Here is an 18,254-nt window from a genome sequence, read left to right on the forward strand (position 1 = left end):
GCCTGTTCGGGGCCGACAGATGAACTTTCGACGGCACATGAGAGGCTGGTGCAGGCATCATTTTGAGACTTTTTGCGACTTGAAGGGCAATACCATGGCTGAGCGCCGCGTCAATGTCGGCTGGGCCGAGGGCCTGCACGCCCGTCCCGCCTCCATCTTCGTCCGCGCCGCCACGGCCGCCGGCGTCCCCGTGACGATCGCGAAGGCCGACGGTAACCCCGTCAACGCCGCCTCCATGCTCGCGGTGCTCGGCCTGGGGGCGCAGGGCGGCGAGGAGATCGTGCTCGCTTCCGAGGCGGAGGGCGCCGACGCCGCTCTGGACCGGCTGGCGAAGCTGGTTTCCGAGGGCCTCGACGAGCTTCCCGAGACGGTCTGACACCCGACCGTACCGGGTAATTCCGCAGCGGAGCCGTGGTGTGCTGAATTCAGCACACCACGGCTCCGTTCTTTTGTGCCGACAGCTCGCGCGGATAACGCGTACGGATAAAGCGTACGGGCAGCAGGAAATAAGCCCCGCATATTTATGTTCTTTGTATACGGCTGGATTGTTAAGTACGGACGCTCGCGGTGTTTACGGCATGTTGCGAAGGCCTCACTCTTTCCCGGATCCGGCCTGGTTTCCGCAGCCTGTGCGTCGCCGCCGTCCGCTCCGCGTGCAGGGCCGTGAGCGCCCGCGCCCGCTCCGCGTCACCACGGGCCACCGCGTCCACGATCGCGCCGTGCTCCGCCCAGGACTCCACGGGGTGGGCGGGCTGCTCGGCCACGTACATCCATGCGATCTTGTGCCTGGTCTGGGTGAGCAGGGCGATCAGCCCCGGGCTTCCCGACGCCTGGGCGAGCGTCTCGTGGAACCAGGCGTCGAGCGAGCGCAGATCCTCGCCCTGGCCCCTGCGGGCCCGCTCCTGGCCCAGCCTGACCAGGCCGCGCAGCACCTTGAGGTGGGCCTCCGTGCGGCGCTGGGCGGCGCGTGCGGCACCCAGCGGCTCCAGCAGCAGCCGCACCTCCAGGAGATCCCCCGCCTCCTGCTCCGAGGGCTCGGCCACACACGCGCCGGCATGGCGGCGGGTGGTCACGAAGCCCTCCGACTCCAGGGTGCGCAGGGCTTCGCGCACCGGGACGCGGGAGACGCCGTAGCGCCGTGCCAGCTGCTCCTCGGTGAGGCGGCTGCCCCGCTCGAACAGACCGGAGACGATGTCGTCGCGGATCGCCGTGCATACCGAGTGCGCGGGAATGCGCATGTCCGAACCTCCGACTTAATCCGCGCGAAACTCTGCTGATTGACGCCTGTTCCGTGACTCTATTGCAATCAGCACGAATTTCCGATGGGGAGTCGGAATCCATGGATATCTTTTGGCCAGAGCGGCGGATACGGAAGGCCACCGGACCGCTCGAAAGGCTCCGGGCGGCACGGAAGGCCACGGAGGGCGCGGAAGCGCACGAAGGCCCCGGCACGGGCCGGGGCCTTCGGACGAGCGAAGTGATCGGAGTGTCAGTCCGAGCGATCGGTCGGAGCGGTCGGTCGGAGTGCTTCGTCAGACGTTCACGCCGTGCGCGCGCAGGTAGCCGACGGGGTCCATGTCGGAGCCGTAGTCCGGGCTCGTGCGGGCCTCGAAGTGAAGGTGCGGCCCGGTGACGTTGCCGGTCGCCCCCGAGAGACCTATCTGCTGCCCCGGGGTGACGCTCTGGCCGACGGAGACGCCGATCGAGGAGAGATGGCCGTACTGCGTGTACGTGCCGTCCTTCATCTTGAGCACGATGTTGTTGCCGTACGAACCGCCCCAGCCCGCCTCGACCACGGTGCCCGCGCCGACGGCAACGACCGAAGTGCCGGACGCCGCGCGGAAGTCGATGCCCGAGTGGCTGCCGGAGGACCAGAGGGAGCCGCCGCTCTGGTAGCCGGTGGTGACGTACGAGCCGGCGACCGGGAGCTGGAAGGCGTTGAGGCGCTTGCGCTCGGCCTCACGGGCCGCACGGGCCTCCTCGGCACGGATCTCCTTGGCGCGCGCCACGGCCTTGCGCTTGGCCTCCGCCTCCGCCACGGCCTGTGCCTTGGCACGGGCGGCGGCCTGGTGCTGGGCCTCCGCCTGGGTGTCGACCGTGCCCGCGAGGGACTCGTCGATGGTGATGGCCTGGGCCAGGCCGGTCTGCTGGGCCGCCTGGACGTCGGTGGTGGCGGCGAGTGCCGGGGAAGAGGCCAGGGTGCCGATGACTCCGGTCGCGGTGAGAGTCGCGGCGCCGGCGACGCTCGCGCCCTTGCGGCTCATTCTGCTCCGGGCACGATGCTTCCCGGTGGCACGGGTGAACGCCATGAAGTGGCTGGTCCTTTCCTTCCTTCTCGCCTACCGGGTTAGCTGACGGGTTCGGAGCAGGAAGGTCTCCTACGGGCCCCTCCGCGCCGGTGCGCGAAGGCGTCCGATTCACCCCAGGGACTACGTGGGTCCCCGGCTCCCCAGGCTCGCGCCTGACGGGGACTCGGCGATGACTGTCCGACGCCGCGGTGCGGCGCAACTGGCGAACAGCCGGACCGACGCTAAGCGGGTCATCTTTCGTTCGCCAAACAGACAGGAAGTTTTGTTGGCATCGCCACAGGGCAGACGGGCAACCTCTCCAACAAAACGGACATACCACGGGAACCCCGGCGACAGGTGTCGCCAGGGTTCCCTCCTGAGGCCGGATCAGCCGGTGACGACGGTCACTTCACCGATACCGAGAGCCTTGACCGGCTCCTCGATCTGGGCGGCGTCACCCACGAGCACGGTCACCAACCGGTCCACCGGGAAGGCGTTGACGGCCGCGGCGGTCGCCTCCACGGTGCCGGTCTCCACAAGGCGCGCGTACAACTGCGCCTGGAAGTCGTCCGGGAGGTGCTGCTCGACCTGGTCGGCCAGCGTGGCCGCGACGGACGCCGCCGTCTCGTACTTGAGCGGTGCCACCCCCACCAGGTTCTGCACGGCGACGTCCCGCTCGGCGTCGGTGAGGCCTTCGGCGGCGAGGGTGCGGAGCACCGTCCAGAGGTCGTCCAGCGCCGGGCCGGTGGACGCGGTGTCCACGGAGCCGCTGATGGCGAGCATCGCGGCGCCCGTCACCCCGCCCGGGGTCGAGGGAGCCGAGGAGCGCAGCACCTGGCCGAAGGCCCGTACACCGTAGGTGTAGCCCTTCTCCTCACGCAGCACCCGGTCGAGCCGGGACGTGAGGGTGCCACCCAGGCAGTACGTGCCGAGCACCTGCGCGGGCCAGACCCGGTCATGCCGGTCCGGGCCGATACGGCCGATCAGCAGCTGGGTCTGGACGGCGCCGGGCCGGTCCACGATCACCACACGGCCCGTGTCGTCGGCGGTCACCGGCGGTACGGGACGGGGAGCGGCGGTATTGCCGGTCCAGGTGCCGAGGGAGTCGGCGAGCACCGCGTCCAGGTCGACGCCGGTGAGGTCGCCGACGATGACCGCGGTGGCCGTGGCGGGACGTACGTGCGCCTCGTAGAAGGCACGTACGCCCGCGGCGTCGATGCGCTCGACCGTCTCCTCGGTGCCCTGGCGCGGTCGTGACATGCGCGCGGAGGCCGGGAACAGCTCCTTGGAGAGCTGCTTGGCGGCGCGGCGGCCGGGGTTGGCGGTCTCGTGCGGGATCTCGTCGAGCCGGTTCCGTACGAGCCGCTCGACCTCGCTGTCCGCGAAGGCGGGGGCGCGCAGCGCCTCGGCGAGCAGCCCGAGCGCCTTGGGCAGCCGGGATACGGGGACCTCCAGGGAGACCCGTACGCCCGGGTGGTCGGCGTACGCGTCGAGCGTGGCGCCGCAGCGCTCCAGCTCGGCGGCGAACTCCTCGGCGGAGCGCTTGTCGGTGCCTTCGGAGAGGGCCCGCGCCATGATGGTGGCGATGCCGTCGAGCCCTTCGGGCTCGGCTTCCAGCGGTGCGTCGAGAATGATCTCGACCGCCACCACCTGCTGTCCCGGGCGGTCGCAGCGCAACACGGTCAGGCCGTTGTCGAGCGCGCCGCGCCCGGGGGCCGGGAAGGCCCAGGGCCGGGCTTCGCCGGCGGTCGGCTGTGGGTGGAAGTCCATGGTCACGGCAGCGTCGGTCACTGGTCCGCCCCCTCGTGCTCGTCGGTCTCGGCGTCGTCGTCATCGGCGGCGGTGAGCGGTTCGTACACCAGTACCGCCCTGTTGTCCGGGCGCAACCGCTCCGCGGCGACGGCCCGCACCTCCTCCGCCGTGATGTCCAGCACGCGCGTGACGGCGGACAGCGCCAGCTGCGGGTCGCCGAACAGGACGGCGAACCTGCACAGCTCGTCGGCGCGGCCGGCGACCGTGCCGAGCCGGTCCAGCCATTCGCGCTCCAGCTGGGCCTGCGCCCGCTCCATCTCCTCGTCGGTCGGCCCCTCGGCGGCGAGGCGGGCCAGCTCCTCGTCGACCGCGGTCTCGATCTCCGGTACCTCGACACCGCCGGACGTCTTCACGTCCAGCCAGCCGAGCGACGGGGCGCCCGCCAGGCGCAGCAGCCCGAAGCCCGCGGCGACGGCGGTACGGTCGCGGCGCACCAGGCGGTTGTGGAGGCGGGAGGACTCCCCGCCGCCGAGGACGGTGAGCGCCAGGTCGGCGGCGTCGCACTCGCGGGTGCCGTCGTGGGGCAGCCGGTAGGCGGCCATCAGCGCGCGCGCCGGGACCTCCTCCTGGATCTCCTCGCGCAGCTCCTCGCCGATGATGTCGGGGAGTGCGCCGTCACGCGGCGGCTGCTTGCCGTCGTGGGACGGGATGGAGCCGAAGTACTTCTCGACCCAGGCGAGCGTCTGCTCGGGATCGATGTCACCGACGACCGACAGCACCGCGTTGTTCGGCGCGTAGTTCGTACGGAAGAACGCGCGGGCGTCCTCCAGCGTGGCGGCGTCCAGGTCGGCCATCGAGCCGATCGGGGTGTGGTGGTACGGGTGCCCCTCCGGGTAGGAGAGAGCGGTCAGCCGCTCGAAGGCCGTACCGTAGGGCACGTTGTCGTACCGCTGGCGGCGTTCGTTCTTGACGACGTCCCGCTGGTTCTCCATGGATTCTTCGTCGAGCGCGGCGAGCAGCGAGCCCATCCGGTCGGCTTCCAGCCAGAGCGCCAGCTCCAGCTGGTGGGTGGGCATCGTCTCGAAGTAGTTGGTGCGCTCGAAGCTGGTGGTGCCGTTGAGGGAGCCGCCCGCTCCCTGCACCAGCTCGAAGTGGCCGTTTCCCTTCACCTGTGCCGAGCCCTGGAACATCAGGTGCTCGAAGAGGTGAGCCAGGCCCGTACGGCCCTTGACTTCATGGCGTGAGCCGACGTCGTACCAGAGGCAGACCGCGGCGACCGGGGTCAGGTGGTCCTCGGAGAGCACCACGCGCAGGCCGTTGGCCAGCCGGTGCTCAGTCGCTGTCAGGCCGCCGGTACCGGCCTGCGCTGTGGCCGTGTGACCCATGGGCATGTACGTCCCTTCGATCGCGATATGGAGAAGTCCTGCCACTGTATGCAAGCGTGCTGACACCTGGCGAAGTTCCCGTGCCGTCGGCCGTACCGCACACCCGCCGTCACCCCCTGTGTCACACCCGCTGACACACTCGCCGTCCGTCGTGCCGCACACGCGCGACGCGCTCTCAACGACGGGTCGAGGTCAGCGTTGTCAGTGGCGCGGTCCACAATGGTCCGCGTCAGTTCCAGTAGTTGTCGTACAGAAACCTGTGAAGGAGCCGCAGCAGCGATGGCCCGCCGCAGCACGAAGACCCCGCCGCCGGAGGACTTCGAGGAGAAGATTCTCGACATCGACGTGGTCGATGAAATGCAGGGCTCCTTCCTCGAGTACGCGTACTCGGTGATCTACTCCCGGGCCCTGCCGGACGCCCGTGACGGCATGAAGCCGGTGCACCGCCGCATCGTGTACCAGATGAACGAGATGGGCCTGCGCCCCGACCGCGGGTATGTGAAGTGCGCCCGCGTCGTCGGTGAGGTGATGGGCAAGCTGCACCCGCACGGAGACGCGTCGATCTACGACGCCCTGGTCCGGATGGCACAGCCGTTCTCGATGCGGCTGCCCCTGGTCGACGGACACGGGAACTTCGGCTCGCTCGGCAATGACGACCCACCGGCCGCGATGCGGTACACCGAGTGCCGGATGGCTGACGCCACGTCACTGATGACCGAGTCGATCGACGAAGACACCGTCGATTTTGAGTCAAATTACGACGGCCAGGAGCGAGAACCGGTCACGCTTCCCGCCGCGTATCCGAACCTGCTGGTCAACGGCACCTCCGGGATCGCCGTCGGCATGGCGACGAACATGCCGCCGCACAATCTGGGCGAGGTCGTGGCGGCCGCACGCCACCTGATCAAGCACCCGGGCGCGGACCTGGAGACGCTGATGCGTTTCGTGCCGGGTCCCGACCTGCCGACCGGTGGCCGGATCGTCGGCCTGACCGGCATCAAGGACGCGTACGAGAAGGGCCGGGGCAGCTTCAAGATCCGGGCCACCGTGGCGGTGGAGGACGTCACCGCTCGCCGCAAGGGCCTGGTCGTCACGGAACTGCCGTTCGCGGTCGGTCCGGAGAAGGTCATCTCGAAGATCAAGGACCTGGTCTCCGCCAAGAAGCTCATGGGCATCGCGGACGTCAAGGACCTCACGGACCGCGCGCACGGCCTGCGCCTGGTCATCGAGATCAAGAACGGTTTCGTGCCCGAGGCCGTGCTGGAGCAGCTCTACAAGCTGACGCCGATGGAGGAGTCCTTCGGCATCAACAATGTGGCGCTGGTGGACGGACAGCCGCTGACGCTGGGCCTCAAGGAGCTGCTGGAGGTCTACCTGGACCACCGGTTCACGGTGGTGCGCCGGCGCAGCGAGTTCCGGCGGACCAAGCGGCGCGACCGGCTTCACCTGGTCGAGGGACTTCTTGTCGCGCTCATCGACATCGATGAGGTCATCCGGCTGATCCGGTCGAGTGACAACTCGGCGCAGGCCAAGGAGCGGCTGATCGAGCGCTTCTCGCTGAGCGACGTCCAGACGCAGTACATCCTGGACACGCCGCTGCGCCGGCTCACCCGGTTCGACCGGATCGAGCTGGAGAGCGAGCGCGACCGACTGAACGGCGAGATCGACGAGCTGACCGGGATCCTGGAGTCGGACGCCGAGCTGCGCAAGCTGGTCTCGACCGAACTGGCCGCGGTGTCGAAGAAGTTCAGCACGCCGAGGCGCACGGTCCTGCTGGAGTCCGCCGGTTCCGCGGTGACCGCGGTGCCGCTGGAGGTCGCGGACGATCCGTGCCGGGTGCTGCTCTCCTCGACCGGCCTGCTGGCCCGTACGGCCAACGGCGAGCCGCTGGAGGGCAGCGACGGCAAACGCGTCAAGCACGACGCGATCGTCTCGGCCGTGCCGGCGACGGCGCGTGGCGACATCGGTGCGGTGACATCCACCGGCCGGCTGCTGCGGATCTCGGTGATCGACCTGCCGCAACTGCCGGACACGGCCTCGGCGCCGAACCTGTCGGGCGGAGCGCCGGTCTCCGAGTTCCTCGCGCTGGAGGGGGACGAGGAGCTGGTCTGTCTGACCACGCTCGACGAGTCGTCCCCCGGGCTCGCGCTGGGCACGCTCCAGGGCGTCGTCAAGCGGGTGGTGCCCGACTATCCGGCCAACAAGGACGAGTTGGAGGTCATCTCTCTCAAGGAGGGCGACCGGGTCGTCGGTGGCGTCGAGTTGCGGACGGGCGAGGAGGACCTGGTCTTCATCACCTCCGACGCCCAACTGCTGCGCTACCAGGCGTCGCAGGTACGGCCGCAGGGCCGGGCGGCCGGCGGTATGGCGGGAATCAAGCTGACGGACGGCGCCTCGGTGATCTCCTTCACGGCGGTGGAGCCGTCGGCCGACGGTGTGGTCTTCACGCTCACCGGCTCGCACGGGACGCTGGACGACTCCGTACGTACGGCGAAGCTCACCCCGTTCGACCAGTACCCACGCAAGGGCAGGGCGACGGGCGGGGTGCGCTGTCACCGGTTCCTGAAGGGCGAGGACCTGCTGGTCCTGGCCTGGGCGGGGGCGGGCCCGGCCCGCGCCTCGCAGAAGAACGGCACACCGGTTGAGCTGCCGGAGCCGGACCCGCGCCGGGACGGCTCGGGCACGCCGTACGCACTGGCGATCGACGTGCTGGCCGGGCCCGCGCACTGACGTACGGGAGTCATGACCTGTCCGGGGCCGGGCCTTCGGGCCCGGACCCGGTCTCATTCCCGGACCCCGGCTCCGGGTCATCGCCGGACCCGGGATCGGGCTCCGGCTCGGGCACGTCCTCGGGCTCGTCCTCCGGCTCCGGCTGGGGCTCGTCCTCGGGCTCCGGCTGGGACAGGTCGGGTACGTAGCGCAGGACGCCCCACATGGCGCGTTCGTCGGCGGCGGCGTCCTGTCGCCCCGTCTCCTCACAGGCCTCCAGCTCCTTGAGCAGGACGTCCTGCTCGATGCCCGAGCCGATCAGCACCAGCTGGGTGAGCCGCTCCGCACCGCGCGCCCAGGGCGCCGGGTGGAAGCGCAGAGACCGGCCGACCGCGTGCAGGGCGTAGCTGTTGGCCGGGTCGGCGGCGCCGAAGTCGACAAATCCCTTGATCCGGTAGAGCCCTGGGGGCCTGGAGTCGAGGAAGGCCATGAGCCGCCGCGGATTCATCGGGGCGCGCGCCGTGAACGAGACGCTCTCGTACGCCGCGTGGAGATGGCCGTCATGGTCCGCGTGCCCGTCCTCCGGGTCCAGATCCTCCGTGTCCAGATCCTCGAAGGAGAGCTGGCGCGCCTTCTCCTCCCCGTCCGGGCGGACAGCCGGGTCGAAGAGCAGCTCCGGGTCGATCCGTCCGTACGAGGCGGAGACCACCGGCGTTCCCGGGCCCAGCTCCCCGATGACGGAGAGGATGCGCTCACGCTCCGTCTCCGCCACCCGGTCGGTCTTGTTGAGGACCACGAGGTCCGCGATCGCGAGATGCCGGTCGATCTCGGGATGGCGCTCCCGGGTGGCGTCGAACTCGGCCGCGTCGACGACCTCGACCAGCCCTCCGTACACGGTGTTCGGATGGTCGCCGGTGAGGATCATCCGGACGAGTTCCTGCGGCTCGGCCAGCCCGCTCGCCTCGATGACGATGATGTCGATCCGGGCGGACGGCCTGGTGAGCTGTTCCAGGTAGCCGTCGAGTTCGCTCGCGTCGACCGCGCAGCACAGGCAGCCGTTGCCGAGCGACACCGTCGATCCGACCTGCCCGGCCACCGTCATCGCGTCGATCTCGATGGCGCCGAAGTCATTGACGACCACCGCGATCCGGTTGCCCGCGCGGCGGCGCAGCAGATGGTTGAGCAAGGTCGTCTTGCCGGACCCCAGAAAGCCCGTGAGGACGACCACCGGGATCCGTGGGGCCTGGTTCCTGCTCACGCGTTGCGCCTCCGTGCTGCGTCGGGTCGGTTCCGTCCCGCTCAGGCAGCCGGCACCGGCTGTGGCGGGGGCGGTCCCACGTAACGGGCCGCCGGGCGGATGATCTTGGAGTCCTCCGCCTGCTCCAGGATATTGGCGCTCCAGCCGACCACCCGGGCCGCGGCGAAGGTGGGCGTGAACATCGCGCGGGGCAGGTCGCACAGCTCCATGACCACGCCGGCGTAGAACTCCACGTTGGTGTGCAGCTCACGGCCCGGCTTCAGCTCGGCCAGGATCGCCTCCACGCGCGCCTCGACCTGGACGGCGAAGTCGGCCAACGGGCCGCCGAAGTCCTCGGCGATGGCGCGCAGCATGCGGGAACGCGGGTCCTCGGTGCGGTAGACGGGGTGCCCGAAGCCCATGATCCGGTCCCCCGCCATGACCCGTTCCCTGATCCAGGGATCGATACGGTCCACGGTCCCGATCGCGTCGAGGGTGTCGAGGGCCCGGCTCGGCGCCCCGCCGTGCAACGGCCCGGAGAGCGCGCCCACCGCGCCGACCAGGCAGGCGGCGAGATCGGCGCCGGTGGAGGCGATCACCCGGGCGGTGAAGGTGGAGGCGTTGAAGCCGTGATCGACGGTGGAGATCAGGTACCGCTCGATCGCCCGCGCCCGCTCGGGATCCGGCTCCGAACCGGTCAGCATGTAGAGGTAGTTGGCGGCGTACGGCAGATCGTCGCGCGGTTCGACCGGTTCCAGGCCCTGGCCCAGCCGGTACAGCGCGGTCAGCATCGTCGGTACGGCCGCACAGGCGGCGAGGGCCTCCGTACGGCGGCGATCGGCGCCGATGTCGTACAGCGGGCTCAGCCCGGCCGAGGCGCCGTAGAGGGAGAGCGCGGTCCGCAGCCCGGAGAGCGGGCCCGACCGGGCGGAGGACCGGGCGATGACGGGCAGGGCCGCCGTGACCCCCTCGGGCAGTCGGCGCAGGGGCGCGATGCGTGCCGTGAAGGCGTCCCGCTCGGCCGCGTCCGGCAGTTTCCCGAGGAACATCAGGTGCCAGACGTCCTCGAAGCCGCGGCTCGCCGCCAACTCGACGGCGGAGTACTGGCGGTAGTGGTAGAAGCCCTCGCGCCCTCTGACGTCCCCGAGCGCCGTGTCGGTGACGACGACGCCCGCGAGTCCGCGAGGTACGCCGAGTCCTGAGGGCCTCCCTGCGGCCTCGGCCATCTCACTGCTGTCGGTTGTTCCGTTGATCCCGCTGGTCCCGTTGATCGGCATGCTTTCCTCCCTGGACTTGATTCGACTGTCCATGCTTGACTCGATCAGTGTCAATATTGATTGAATCAATGTATGTACGGTGAGGACATGGACGACGAGATCGCGGACGAGCAACGGCTGACCACGCGGGAGGCCGCCGACCGGCTCGGGGTGAAGCCGGAGACGGTGTACGCGTACGTCAGCCGAGGCCAGCTCGCCAGCCGGCGCGAGCCGGCGGGACGCGGCAGCACCTTCGACGCCAAGGAGGTCGACGCGCTTGTCCGCAAGGGCAGGCGTGAGCCCCCGGCGGGCGGCGATGCCCTCCAGCGGATCCGCACCGGCATCACGCTGATCGACGCGGACCGCTACTACTACCGGGGGGTGGACGCGACCGAGCTGGCGCGGCGCTTCCACTACGAGGAGGTCGCCGACTGGCTCTGGACGGGCACCCTGCGGACGGGGATCCGGTTCGACGCCCCCGCCGAGTCACTCGCCGCCGCCCGCCGCTCGGTCGATGCCCTGCCCGCGCACAGCGGCTCCACGGAGCGGCTGCGGGTGGCCGCCATCGCGGGGGCGGCCGTCGACCCGCTGCGCTTCGACCTTTCCCGGGACGCGGTGCTGGGGACCGCCCGCGCGCTCATCCCCACCCTGGTCGACTCGCTCCCGGCGGTCGGTCCGCCACACGACGGGGACGGCAGGCTGGCCCGGCGGCTGTGGTCCCGGCTGACCGCGCGACCGGCGGGTGAGGCGGGAATCCGTGCCCTGGACATGGCGCTGTCGCTGCTCATCGACCACGATCTGGCGGCCTCGACGCTCGCCGTACGGGTCGCCGCCTCGGCCCGTGCCCATCCGTACGCCGTGGTGTCCGCGGGCCTGGGCGCGCTGGACGGGCCGCTACACGGCGCGGCCAGCGGGCTCGCCCACCGGATGCTCACCGAAGTCCTGGAGCGGGGCAGCGCGGCAGCCGTGGTGGCGGACCACCTGCGGGCCGGCCGACGGGTGCCCGGCCTCGGCCACCGTCTCTACCCGGGCCGGGACCCGCGCGCCGAGGCGCTGTTCACCGTACTGCGGGAGCTTCCCGACGCCGGTCCCGTGCTGGCGGCGGCGCGGGAGGTGGAGGCGACCACCGCGCGGCATGTGCCGCTGCACGCCAATGTCGATCTGGCGCTGGCGGTGCTGTCGGTGACCGCCGGAATGCCGGCCGAGGCGGGCGAGACGGTCTTCGCCGTGGCCCGTACGGCGGGCTGGATCGCGCATGCCCTGGAGGAGTACGAGGAACGGCCGCTGCGGATGCGGCCGAGCGGGCAGTACCACGGGCCCCGCCCGCCCCAGCCGCTGCCCTGAAGCGTGCTCCGAGTCCTGCCCCGAGCAAAGAGGGTCAGTCCCGCAGCCAGACCGCCGTGTCCCGCGGCAGGCGCCCGTCGCCGTCCAGCGGACCGCTGGTGAGCAGGACGGCCGTGTGGCCGGGGAGCCGGGCGGGTTCGTCGGAGAGATTGACGACGCAGATCAGCCCGTCGGTACGGGCGAACGACAGTACCCCGGGAGCCGCCTCCAGCCAGCTCATCCGCCCGGCCCCGAAGCCCGGTTCGGTGCGGCGCAGCCGAAGGGCCTCGCGGTAGAGGGCGAGCATCGAGGCCGGATCGCCCGACTGGAGACCGGCGGCGTACGAAGGCCAGGACTCCGGCTGCGGAAGCCAGGGTTCGCCCACCGAACCGAAACCGGCGTACGGCTCGTCAGCCGCCCAGGGCAGCGGTACCCGGCAGCCGTCGCGGCCCGGATCCGTCCCACCGGAGCGCACGTGCATCGGATCCTGGATCCGGTCGAGCGGAACATCCACTTCCGGGAGACCCAGTTCCTCGCCCTGGTAGAGATACACGGCGCCCGGTAGCGCCAGCGACAGCAGCGCGGCCGCCCGCGCACGGCGCGTGCCGAGTTCCGGATCGGTCGGGGTCCCGAACTCCTTGGCCGCGAAGTCGAACCCGGTGTCCTCGCGCCCGTACCGGGTGACTGTGCGGGTCACGTCGTGGTTGCAGAGCACCCAGGTGGCGGGGGCACCGACCGGCGCGTGCTCGGCGAGCGTCTCGTCGATCGCGTTCCGCAGCCGGTTCGCGTCCCACGGGCAGGACAGGAACGCGAAGTTGAACGCCGTGTGCAGCTCGTCCGGGCGCAGATAGCGCACGAAGCGCTCGGTGTCGGGCAGCCACACCTCGCCGACGAAGATCGCACCGTACTCATCGGCGATGGCACGCCAGGAGCGGTAGATGTCGTGCAGTTCGTCCAGGTCGACATACGGATGCGGGTCACGCCCCGGGGTGAAGTCCGGCAGCGCGGGGTCCTTGGCGAGCAGCGCGGCGGAGTCGATCCGTACGCCCGCGACACCCCGGTCGAACCAGAAGCGCAGCACCTCCTCGTGTTCCCGACGCACCGCTGGATGGGCCCAGTTGAGGTCGGGCTGCTCGGGGGCGAAGAGATGCAGGTACCACTCGCCGTCGTCGAGCCGGGTCCAGGCCGGGCCGCCGAATTCGGAGATCCAGTCGTTCGGCGGGATCTCGCCGTGCTCGCCGCGCCCGGTCCTGAAATGGAACAGTCCGCGCTCGGGGCTGCCCGGTCCCGCCGCCAGCGCCGCGCCGAACCACGCGTGCTGGTCGGAGACATGGTTCGGCACCACGTCGATGATCGTACGGATGCCCCGCTCCCGCGCCTCGGCGATGAGCTTCTCGGCCTCGGCGAGGGTGCCGAAGGCCGGGTCGATGGTGCGGTAGTCCGCCACGTCGTAGCCGCCGTCGGCGAGGGGCGAGAGGTACCACGGGGTGAACCAGAGGGCGTCCACGCCCAGTTCCGCGAGGTACGGCAGCCGGGCCCGTACGCCCGCGAGATCGCCGGTGCCATCACCGTCACCGTCGGCGAAGCTTCGTACGTAGATCTGATAGATGGCGGCGTCCCGCCACCAGAGTGTGTCGGCGGGCTCCGGAGGACAGCCTTCCATGCGGTGTTCCTTTCGAGATGTTCGACGCCGGGTGCCGGTCAGCCCTTGGTGCTGCCCGCGCTGATTCCGGCGATGATGTGCCGCTGGAAGACGAGGAACATCAGCACCATCGGAACGCTGGCGATGACCATGGCGGCGATCAGGACCGACAGGGGGATGTTCTGCGACAGCTGGACGAGCGCGACACTGATGGGCTGCTTGTCGGTGTCCGGGAAGACCATCAGAGGCCAGAGGAAGTCCTGCCAGACGGCGACCAACGCGAAGATCGACACGACCCCGAGCACCGGTCTGGACATGGGCAGCAGGATCGACCGGAGCGTGCGCAGTTTTCCGGCGCCGTCGATCTCCGCCGCCTCCAGCACATCGCGCGGGATCTGGTCGAAGAACCGCTTGAGCAGATAGAGGTTGAAGGCGTTGGCGACGGCCGGCAGCCAGATGCCCAGCGGGTCGTTGAGCAGACTGGTGTGGATCAGCGGGAGATCGGCGATGGTCAGGTACTTCGGTACGAGAAGTGCCTGGGCCGGGACCATCAGGGTGGCCAGGATGCCGCCCAGGATCACTCTGCCGAAGGCCGGCTTGAGCTTGGACAGGGCATAGGCCGCGGCCGTACAGAAGACGAGTTGGAGGATCCAGGCGCCGGTGGCCTGCACCACCGTGTTCCACAGGTGGGTCGGGAGCCGCATCAGGTCCCAGGCGTCGGCGTACGCGCCGGGATCCCAGGTCTCGGGGACCGGTGTCGGTGGCGTCCGCACCAGTTCGTCCGGGGACTTCATCGCGCCGGAGACCATCCAGTACACGGGAAACAGGAAGGCCAGGACGAAGGCGAGGACGACACCGCTGAAGACGGTCCAGTAGAGCGCCCTGCCCCGGGTGGTCGCGAGCGTGAGCGGGGACACCAGGGTGCGTACGGCGTGGACTCGCTCGGCAGACACCCGTACGGAAGGGACTCGTGCGGGGGTGCGTGCGGAAGGGACTCGTGCGGAAGGGGCTCGCGCGGCAGGGTTGCGTACGGCCGGGATACGTCGGGTCATTGCCGGGCCGCGATCCTCTCAGTCGTCGGTGCGGGTGAGCCGCAGGTAGAGGGCGGAGAAGAGGCTGAGCACGATCAGCAGCATCACGCTCAGGGCGCAGGCCCCGCCGAAGTCGTTGTAGAGGAAGGCGTATTTGTAGATGAGGTAGAGGATCGTGACGGTGGAGCTCTCCGGGCCGCCACCGGTGATCACGAAAGGCTCCGTGAAGACCTGCATCGTGGCGATGATCTGAAGCAGCATCAGCATCAGGATGATGAAGCGGGTCTGCGGGACGGTCACATGACGCACCCGCTGCCAGAGACTGGCGCCGTCCAGTTCCGCCGCCTCGTACAACTCCCCCGGGATCCCCTGGAGCGCGGCGAGGTAGATCAGGACCGTGCCGCCCATGTTCGCCCAGGTGGCGACGATGACGAGGGAGAGAAGCGCGGTGTCCGCGCCGTTGGTCCAGTTCGACGTGGGCAGGTGGAGGAGGCGCAGCCCCTCGTTGGCGAGACCGGCGCCCGGATCGTAGAACCACTTCCAGAGCAGGGCGCTGACCACCGGCGGGATCATCACCGGCAGATAGACCACCACCCGGAAGAACGACTTCGCGTGGCGCAGCTCGTTGAGGACGAGCGCCATCACGAACGGCACCGCGAATCCGATCAGCAGGGCGATCAGTGTGAAGGTGAGCGTGTTGCGCCAGGCGGTGCCGAACTCCGGATCCTGGAAGACATGGGTGAAGTTGGCGGTCCCCACCCATTCCGGATCCGCGCCCGGGGTGTACTTCTGGAAGGCGATGATCACCGCGCGGATCGCCGGATACCAGGAGAACAGCGCGAAGCAGATCAGGCCGCCGATCAGGAAGCCGTAGGCGCGCACCTGATGGGACAGGGCGCGGCGAAAGGGGCGAGCGACCGGCCGTCGGCCCGCCGAGGGCGGCCCTGAACCGCCGGACGGTCCCGCGGCCGCACCGGCGTCGGGCCCCCGGGGAGCGTGGACGGTCTGAGTCCGGGTAGTTTTCATCGATACGTCAGCCTCGGGCCAGGATTCCGTCGATCTTGGACTGCGCGTCCGCCAGGAGCCGGTCGATGTCGGCGTCCTTCCTGGTGAGGACCGAGGAGACCGCTCCGTCGAGGACCGAGTAGATCTGCTGCGCCTTCGGCGGCTCCAACTTCGCGGTGAGCTGCCGGCTGCCGTCGAGAAAGGCCTGGTAATTCCCGACCGGGACATTGGCGTAACGCTTCTTCAGCGCCTGGTCCTTGGCGTCCGTGGCTCCGGTCCACAGCCGGGGCTCGGGAAGTCCGACCGGGGCCTTCACCTCGGAGGCACGCTGCCAGTTGTTGAGGCCGGTGCCCGGGGCGTTCGTCTGGAACTCCAGCCACTTCAGGCCGGCTTCGATCTGCTGCGGAGAGGCCTTCTTGCTGAACATGTAGCCGTCGCCACCGATGAGTGTGCCCTTGCCACCCGGCATCGGGGCGAGCGCCAGGTCCTCGTACGAACCGCCCTTCTCCTTGACCAGGATCGGCACGTTGTCCGGGGCGGCGAGATACATGCCGAGTTTGCCGGAACCCATCATCTGCTGGACGTCGTTGAGGATCAGCAACTGCTTGCTGCCCATGGAGTTGTCGCTCCAGCGCATGTCCTTCAGGTTCTGGAGGACTGCCTTCCCCTCGGGGCTGTCGACCTTCGCCTTCTTGCCGTCCGTACTGACGATGTCGCCGCCCTGGGAGTACATCTCGGCGGTGAAGTGCCAGCCGCCCTGGTTCTGCGCGCTGTAGTCGGCGTATCCCACCCGGCCTTCGCCGAGGTCCGCGATCTTCTTGGCTGCGGCGCGGACTTCCTCCCAGGTGGCCGGGGGCTTGTCGGGGTCGAGACCGGCCAGCCGGAAGAGTTTCCTGTTGTAGAGGAGGCCCATGGAGTAGTTGGTGCGCGGGACTCCGTAGACCTTGCCGTCGACCGTGTAGACGTCCCGGAGCGACTGATGGATGTCGTTGTAGCCGTTCATGTCCTTCACGTACGAGGTGATGTCCGCTGCCTGGTTGATGTCGACGACATGCCCGGCGTCCGTGAAGTACGTGTAGAAGACGTCTTCCATCTGGCCGCCGGCGAGCTTCGCGTCGAAGGTCTTGGGGTCCTGGCAGGGGAAGGCGTCATGGCCGACGACGTCGATGTCCGGATGCGTCTTCTCGAACGCCTTGATGTCGTCCTCGAAGCTCCGCCGGTCGATCTTGGCGCTCTTCGGCGGCATGCAGTTCACGGTGATACGCGTCTTGCCCCCGGCGGCGTCCTCGTTGTCCAAGCCGCACGCGGCCACTCCGGTGAGGGCCAGCGCGGAGGCCATGACTGCGGTACAGGTGCGGCGGAACCCAGAACGTCTCATCGGCGGGACCCCTCTAGGGCAGAGCGTCGGGAAACCCACAGCTGCTCGCTGTGTGGCGGCGCTCACTCAACCATCAACTACGGGACGCAGCAATATGTCGCGCCAATATCGCAAATAATTGACAGCGTTCCGGGGAGGGAGAGGAAAGGAGGAGAGGGGGAGGAAAGGAGGAGAAGGCTGTACGTGTCCGTACGGCCGCGTCAGCCGCGTGGCGCCTGCGCGGTCGAGCCCCGTACCACCAGCTCCGGCTCGAACAGCAGCTCCCCGGGCGGCACCGCACCCCCCTGGATCTGAGCGGTCAGCATGTCGACGGCCGCCCGCCCCATGGCCTCGATCGGCTGACGGACCGTGGTCAACGGCGGCTCGGTGCAGTTCATGAAGGCGGAGTCGTCGAAACCGACGACCGACACCTCGCCCGGTACGCCGAGCCCGCGCCGGCGCGCGGCCCGTACCGCCCCCAGAGCCAGCGGATCGCTGGCGCAGATGATCCCCGTGACACCCCGGTCCAGCAGGCGCGACGCCGCGGCCTGCCCGCCCTCCAGGGAGAACATGGTCCGCTCGATGCGCTCGTCCGGCAGCTCCGCACCGGCCGCTCTCGCCACCGCGAGCGCCGCCGCGAGCTTGCGCCGGGACGGCACATGGTCGGACGGGCCGAGCACCAGACCGATGCGCTCATGGCCGAGCGAGGACAGATGACGCCACGCCTGCTCGACCGCGACGGCGTCGTCGCAGGAGATGCAGGGGAAGTCGAGATTCTCGATCGGCGCGTTGATCAGGACGACCGGAATCCTGCGCTCCGCAAGTTGCCGGTAATGGTCGTGCGGGGCGTCCGCCTGCGCGAACAGACCACCGGCGAAGACCACCCCGGACACCTGCTGCTGAAGCAGCAGCTCCACATAATCCGCCTCGGAGACGCCGCCCTTCGTCTGGGTGCAGAGCACGGGGGTGAGCCCCTGCTGGGCCAGCGCCCCGCCGATCACCTCGGCGAACGCAGGGAAGATGGGGTTCTGGAGCTCCGGCAGCACCAGGCCGACAAGCCTCGCACGCTCTCCGCGCAGTTGCGTCGGCCGTTCGTAGCCGAGCACGTCCAACGCGGTCAGCACCGACTGCCGGGTGGCCTGGGAGACTCCGGGCTTGCCGTTGAGCACCCGGCTGACCGTGGCCTCGCTGACCCCAACCTTCTTCGCCACCTGAGCAAGTCGTCGCGTCATATACGCAAGACTATCGCAAATAACGCAAGCTACTTGC

At 69.5% G+C, this 18,254-nt stretch carries 14 protein-coding genes and 1 riboswitch; of the genes, 3 read left to right on the forward strand and 11 right to left on the reverse strand.

What is annotated here, in order from left to right; translation table 11 throughout:
* Positions 1 to 94 precede the first annotated feature (94 nt).
* Positions 95 to 376, forward strand: coding sequence for an HPr family phosphocarrier protein (locus ACIQD6_RS20195; RefSeq protein WP_401884319.1), 282 nt, complete (start codon positions 95 to 97; stop codon positions 374 to 376).
* Positions 377 to 548: 172 nt separating this feature from the next.
* Here ACIQD6_RS20195 and ACIQD6_RS20200 read toward each other — a convergent pair whose 3' ends face one another.
* The 4 genes from ACIQD6_RS20200 to ACIQD6_RS20215 form a co-directional block, all read right to left on the reverse strand.
* Positions 549 to 1,238, reverse strand: a complete 690-nt coding sequence (locus tag ACIQD6_RS20200; RefSeq protein WP_401884321.1) for a GntR family transcriptional regulator — start codon at positions 1,236 to 1,238, stop codon at positions 549 to 551.
* Between the two features lie 294 nt (positions 1,239 to 1,532).
* Complete coding sequence (locus ACIQD6_RS20205) at positions 1,533 to 2,309, reverse strand: M23 family metallopeptidase (protein ID WP_401884322.1); 777 nt, start codon at positions 2,307 to 2,309, stop codon at positions 1,533 to 1,535.
* 13 nt (positions 2,310 to 2,322) lie between these two features.
* A riboswitch (cyclic di-AMP (ydaO/yuaA leader) is annotated at positions 2,323 to 2,488 on the reverse strand.
* A gap of 187 nt (positions 2,489 to 2,675) precedes the next feature.
* Positions 2,676 to 4,058 carry a M16 family metallopeptidase gene (locus ACIQD6_RS20210; protein WP_401884450.1) on the reverse strand — a complete coding sequence of 461 codons (1,383 nt, stop codon included), beginning with the start codon at positions 4,056 to 4,058 and terminating at the stop codon, positions 2,676 to 2,678.
* Positions 4,059 to 4,075: 17 nt separating this feature from the next.
* Positions 4,076 to 5,431, reverse strand: a complete 1,356-nt coding sequence (locus ACIQD6_RS20215; protein ID WP_401884452.1) for a M16 family metallopeptidase — start codon at positions 5,429 to 5,431, stop codon at positions 4,076 to 4,078.
* A 273-nt stretch (positions 5,432 to 5,704) separates the two neighbouring features.
* Here ACIQD6_RS20215 and ACIQD6_RS20220 point away from each other — a divergent pair, with 273 nt between their 5' ends.
* Complete coding sequence (locus ACIQD6_RS20220) at positions 5,705 to 8,155, forward strand: DNA topoisomerase (ATP-hydrolyzing) subunit A (RefSeq protein ID WP_401884323.1); 2,451 nt, start codon at positions 5,705 to 5,707, stop codon at positions 8,153 to 8,155.
* Between the two features lie 10 nt (positions 8,156 to 8,165).
* Here the strand turns inward: ACIQD6_RS20220 and ACIQD6_RS20225 are convergent, their stop codons facing one another.
* Positions 8,166 to 9,392, reverse strand: coding sequence for a CobW family GTP-binding protein (locus tag ACIQD6_RS20225; RefSeq protein ID WP_401884324.1), 1,227 nt, complete (start codon positions 9,390 to 9,392; stop codon positions 8,166 to 8,168).
* Positions 9,393 to 9,433: 41 nt separating this feature from the next.
* Complete coding sequence (locus tag ACIQD6_RS20230) at positions 9,434 to 10,597, reverse strand: citrate/2-methylcitrate synthase (protein ID WP_401884453.1); 1,164 nt, start codon at positions 10,595 to 10,597, stop codon at positions 9,434 to 9,436.
* 138 nt (positions 10,598 to 10,735) lie between these two features.
* Here ACIQD6_RS20230 and ACIQD6_RS20235 point away from each other — a divergent pair, with 138 nt between their 5' ends.
* The gene (locus tag ACIQD6_RS20235; RefSeq protein ID WP_401884326.1) at positions 10,736 to 11,971 is read left to right on the forward strand and encodes a citrate synthase; all 1,236 of its coding nucleotides are present in this window, start codon (positions 10,736 to 10,738) and stop codon (positions 11,969 to 11,971) included.
* A 34-nt stretch (positions 11,972 to 12,005) separates the two neighbouring features.
* On the opposite strand, the gene ACIQD6_RS20240 is transcribed toward ACIQD6_RS20235, so the two are convergent.
* The 5 genes from ACIQD6_RS20240 to ACIQD6_RS20260 form a co-directional block, all read right to left on the reverse strand.
* Positions 12,006 to 13,613 carry a glycoside hydrolase family 13 protein gene (locus ACIQD6_RS20240; RefSeq protein ID WP_401884328.1) on the reverse strand — a complete coding sequence of 536 codons (1,608 nt, stop codon included), beginning with the start codon at positions 13,611 to 13,613 and terminating at the stop codon, positions 12,006 to 12,008.
* Positions 13,614 to 13,651: 38 nt separating this feature from the next.
* Positions 13,652 to 14,644, reverse strand: a complete 993-nt coding sequence (locus ACIQD6_RS20245; protein ID WP_401884329.1) for a carbohydrate ABC transporter permease — start codon at positions 14,642 to 14,644, stop codon at positions 13,652 to 13,654.
* A gap of 18 nt (positions 14,645 to 14,662) precedes the next feature.
* Complete coding sequence (locus tag ACIQD6_RS20250; RefSeq protein ID WP_401884330.1) at positions 14,663 to 15,649, reverse strand: carbohydrate ABC transporter permease; 987 nt, start codon at positions 15,647 to 15,649, stop codon at positions 14,663 to 14,665.
* A gap of 7 nt (positions 15,650 to 15,656) precedes the next feature.
* Positions 15,657 to 17,006, reverse strand: a complete 1,350-nt coding sequence (locus tag ACIQD6_RS20255; protein ID WP_401884332.1) for an ABC transporter substrate-binding protein — start codon at positions 17,004 to 17,006, stop codon at positions 15,657 to 15,659.
* Positions 17,007 to 17,206: 200 nt separating this feature from the next.
* Entirely contained in the window at positions 17,207 to 18,217 is a 1,011-nt protein-coding gene (locus ACIQD6_RS20260) for a LacI family DNA-binding transcriptional regulator (protein ID WP_401884334.1), read from the reverse strand.
* Between the last annotated feature and the right edge of the window lie 37 nt (positions 18,218 to 18,254).

Origin of the sequence: Streptomyces sp. NPDC088400, assembly GCF_044753355.1 — a bacterium.
Lineage (GTDB): Bacteria > Actinomycetota > Actinomycetes > Streptomycetales > Streptomycetaceae > Streptomyces.

What these genes read in the sequence shown, in the direction of transcription:
- ACIQD6_RS20255 (WP_401884332.1), bottom strand. Translation starts at nt 17,006, where the DNA reads ATGAGACGTTCTGGGTTCCGCCGCACCTGTACCGCAGTCATGGCCTCC.
- ACIQD6_RS20240 (WP_401884328.1), bottom strand. Translation starts at nt 13,613, where the DNA reads ATGGAAGGCTGTCCTCCGGAGCCCGCCGACACACTCTGGTGGCGGGAC.
- ACIQD6_RS20230 (WP_401884453.1), bottom strand. Translation starts at nt 10,597, where the DNA reads ATGGCCGAGGCCGCAGGGAGGCCCTCAGGACTCGGCGTACCTCGCGGA.
- ACIQD6_RS20245 (WP_401884329.1), bottom strand. Translation starts at nt 14,644, where the DNA reads ATGACCCGACGTATCCCGGCCGTACGCAACCCTGCCGCGCGAGCCCCT.
- ACIQD6_RS20235 (WP_401884326.1), top strand. Translation starts at nt 10,736, where the DNA reads ATGGACGACGAGATCGCGGACGAGCAACGGCTGACCACGCGGGAGGCC.
- ACIQD6_RS20205 (WP_401884322.1), bottom strand. Translation starts at nt 2,309, where the DNA reads ATGGCGTTCACCCGTGCCACCGGGAAGCATCGTGCCCGGAGCAGAATG.
- ACIQD6_RS20200 (WP_401884321.1), bottom strand. Translation starts at nt 1,238, where the DNA reads ATGCGCATTCCCGCGCACTCGGTATGCACGGCGATCCGCGACGACATC.
- ACIQD6_RS20215 (WP_401884452.1), bottom strand. Translation starts at nt 5,431, where the DNA reads ATGCCCATGGGTCACACGGCCACAGCGCAGGCCGGTACCGGCGGCCTG.
- ACIQD6_RS20250 (WP_401884330.1), bottom strand. Translation starts at nt 15,649, where the DNA reads ATGAAAACTACCCGGACTCAGACCGTCCACGCTCCCCGGGGGCCCGAC.
- ACIQD6_RS20220 (WP_401884323.1), top strand. Translation starts at nt 5,705, where the DNA reads ATGGCCCGCCGCAGCACGAAGACCCCGCCGCCGGAGGACTTCGAGGAG.
- ACIQD6_RS20210 (WP_401884450.1), bottom strand. Translation starts at nt 4,058, where the DNA reads ATGGACTTCCACCCACAGCCGACCGCCGGCGAAGCCCGGCCCTGGGCC.
- ACIQD6_RS20195 (WP_401884319.1), top strand. Translation starts at nt 95, where the DNA reads ATGGCTGAGCGCCGCGTCAATGTCGGCTGGGCCGAGGGCCTGCACGCC.
- ACIQD6_RS20260 (WP_401884334.1), bottom strand. Translation starts at nt 18,217, where the DNA reads ATGACGCGACGACTTGCTCAGGTGGCGAAGAAGGTTGGGGTCAGCGAG.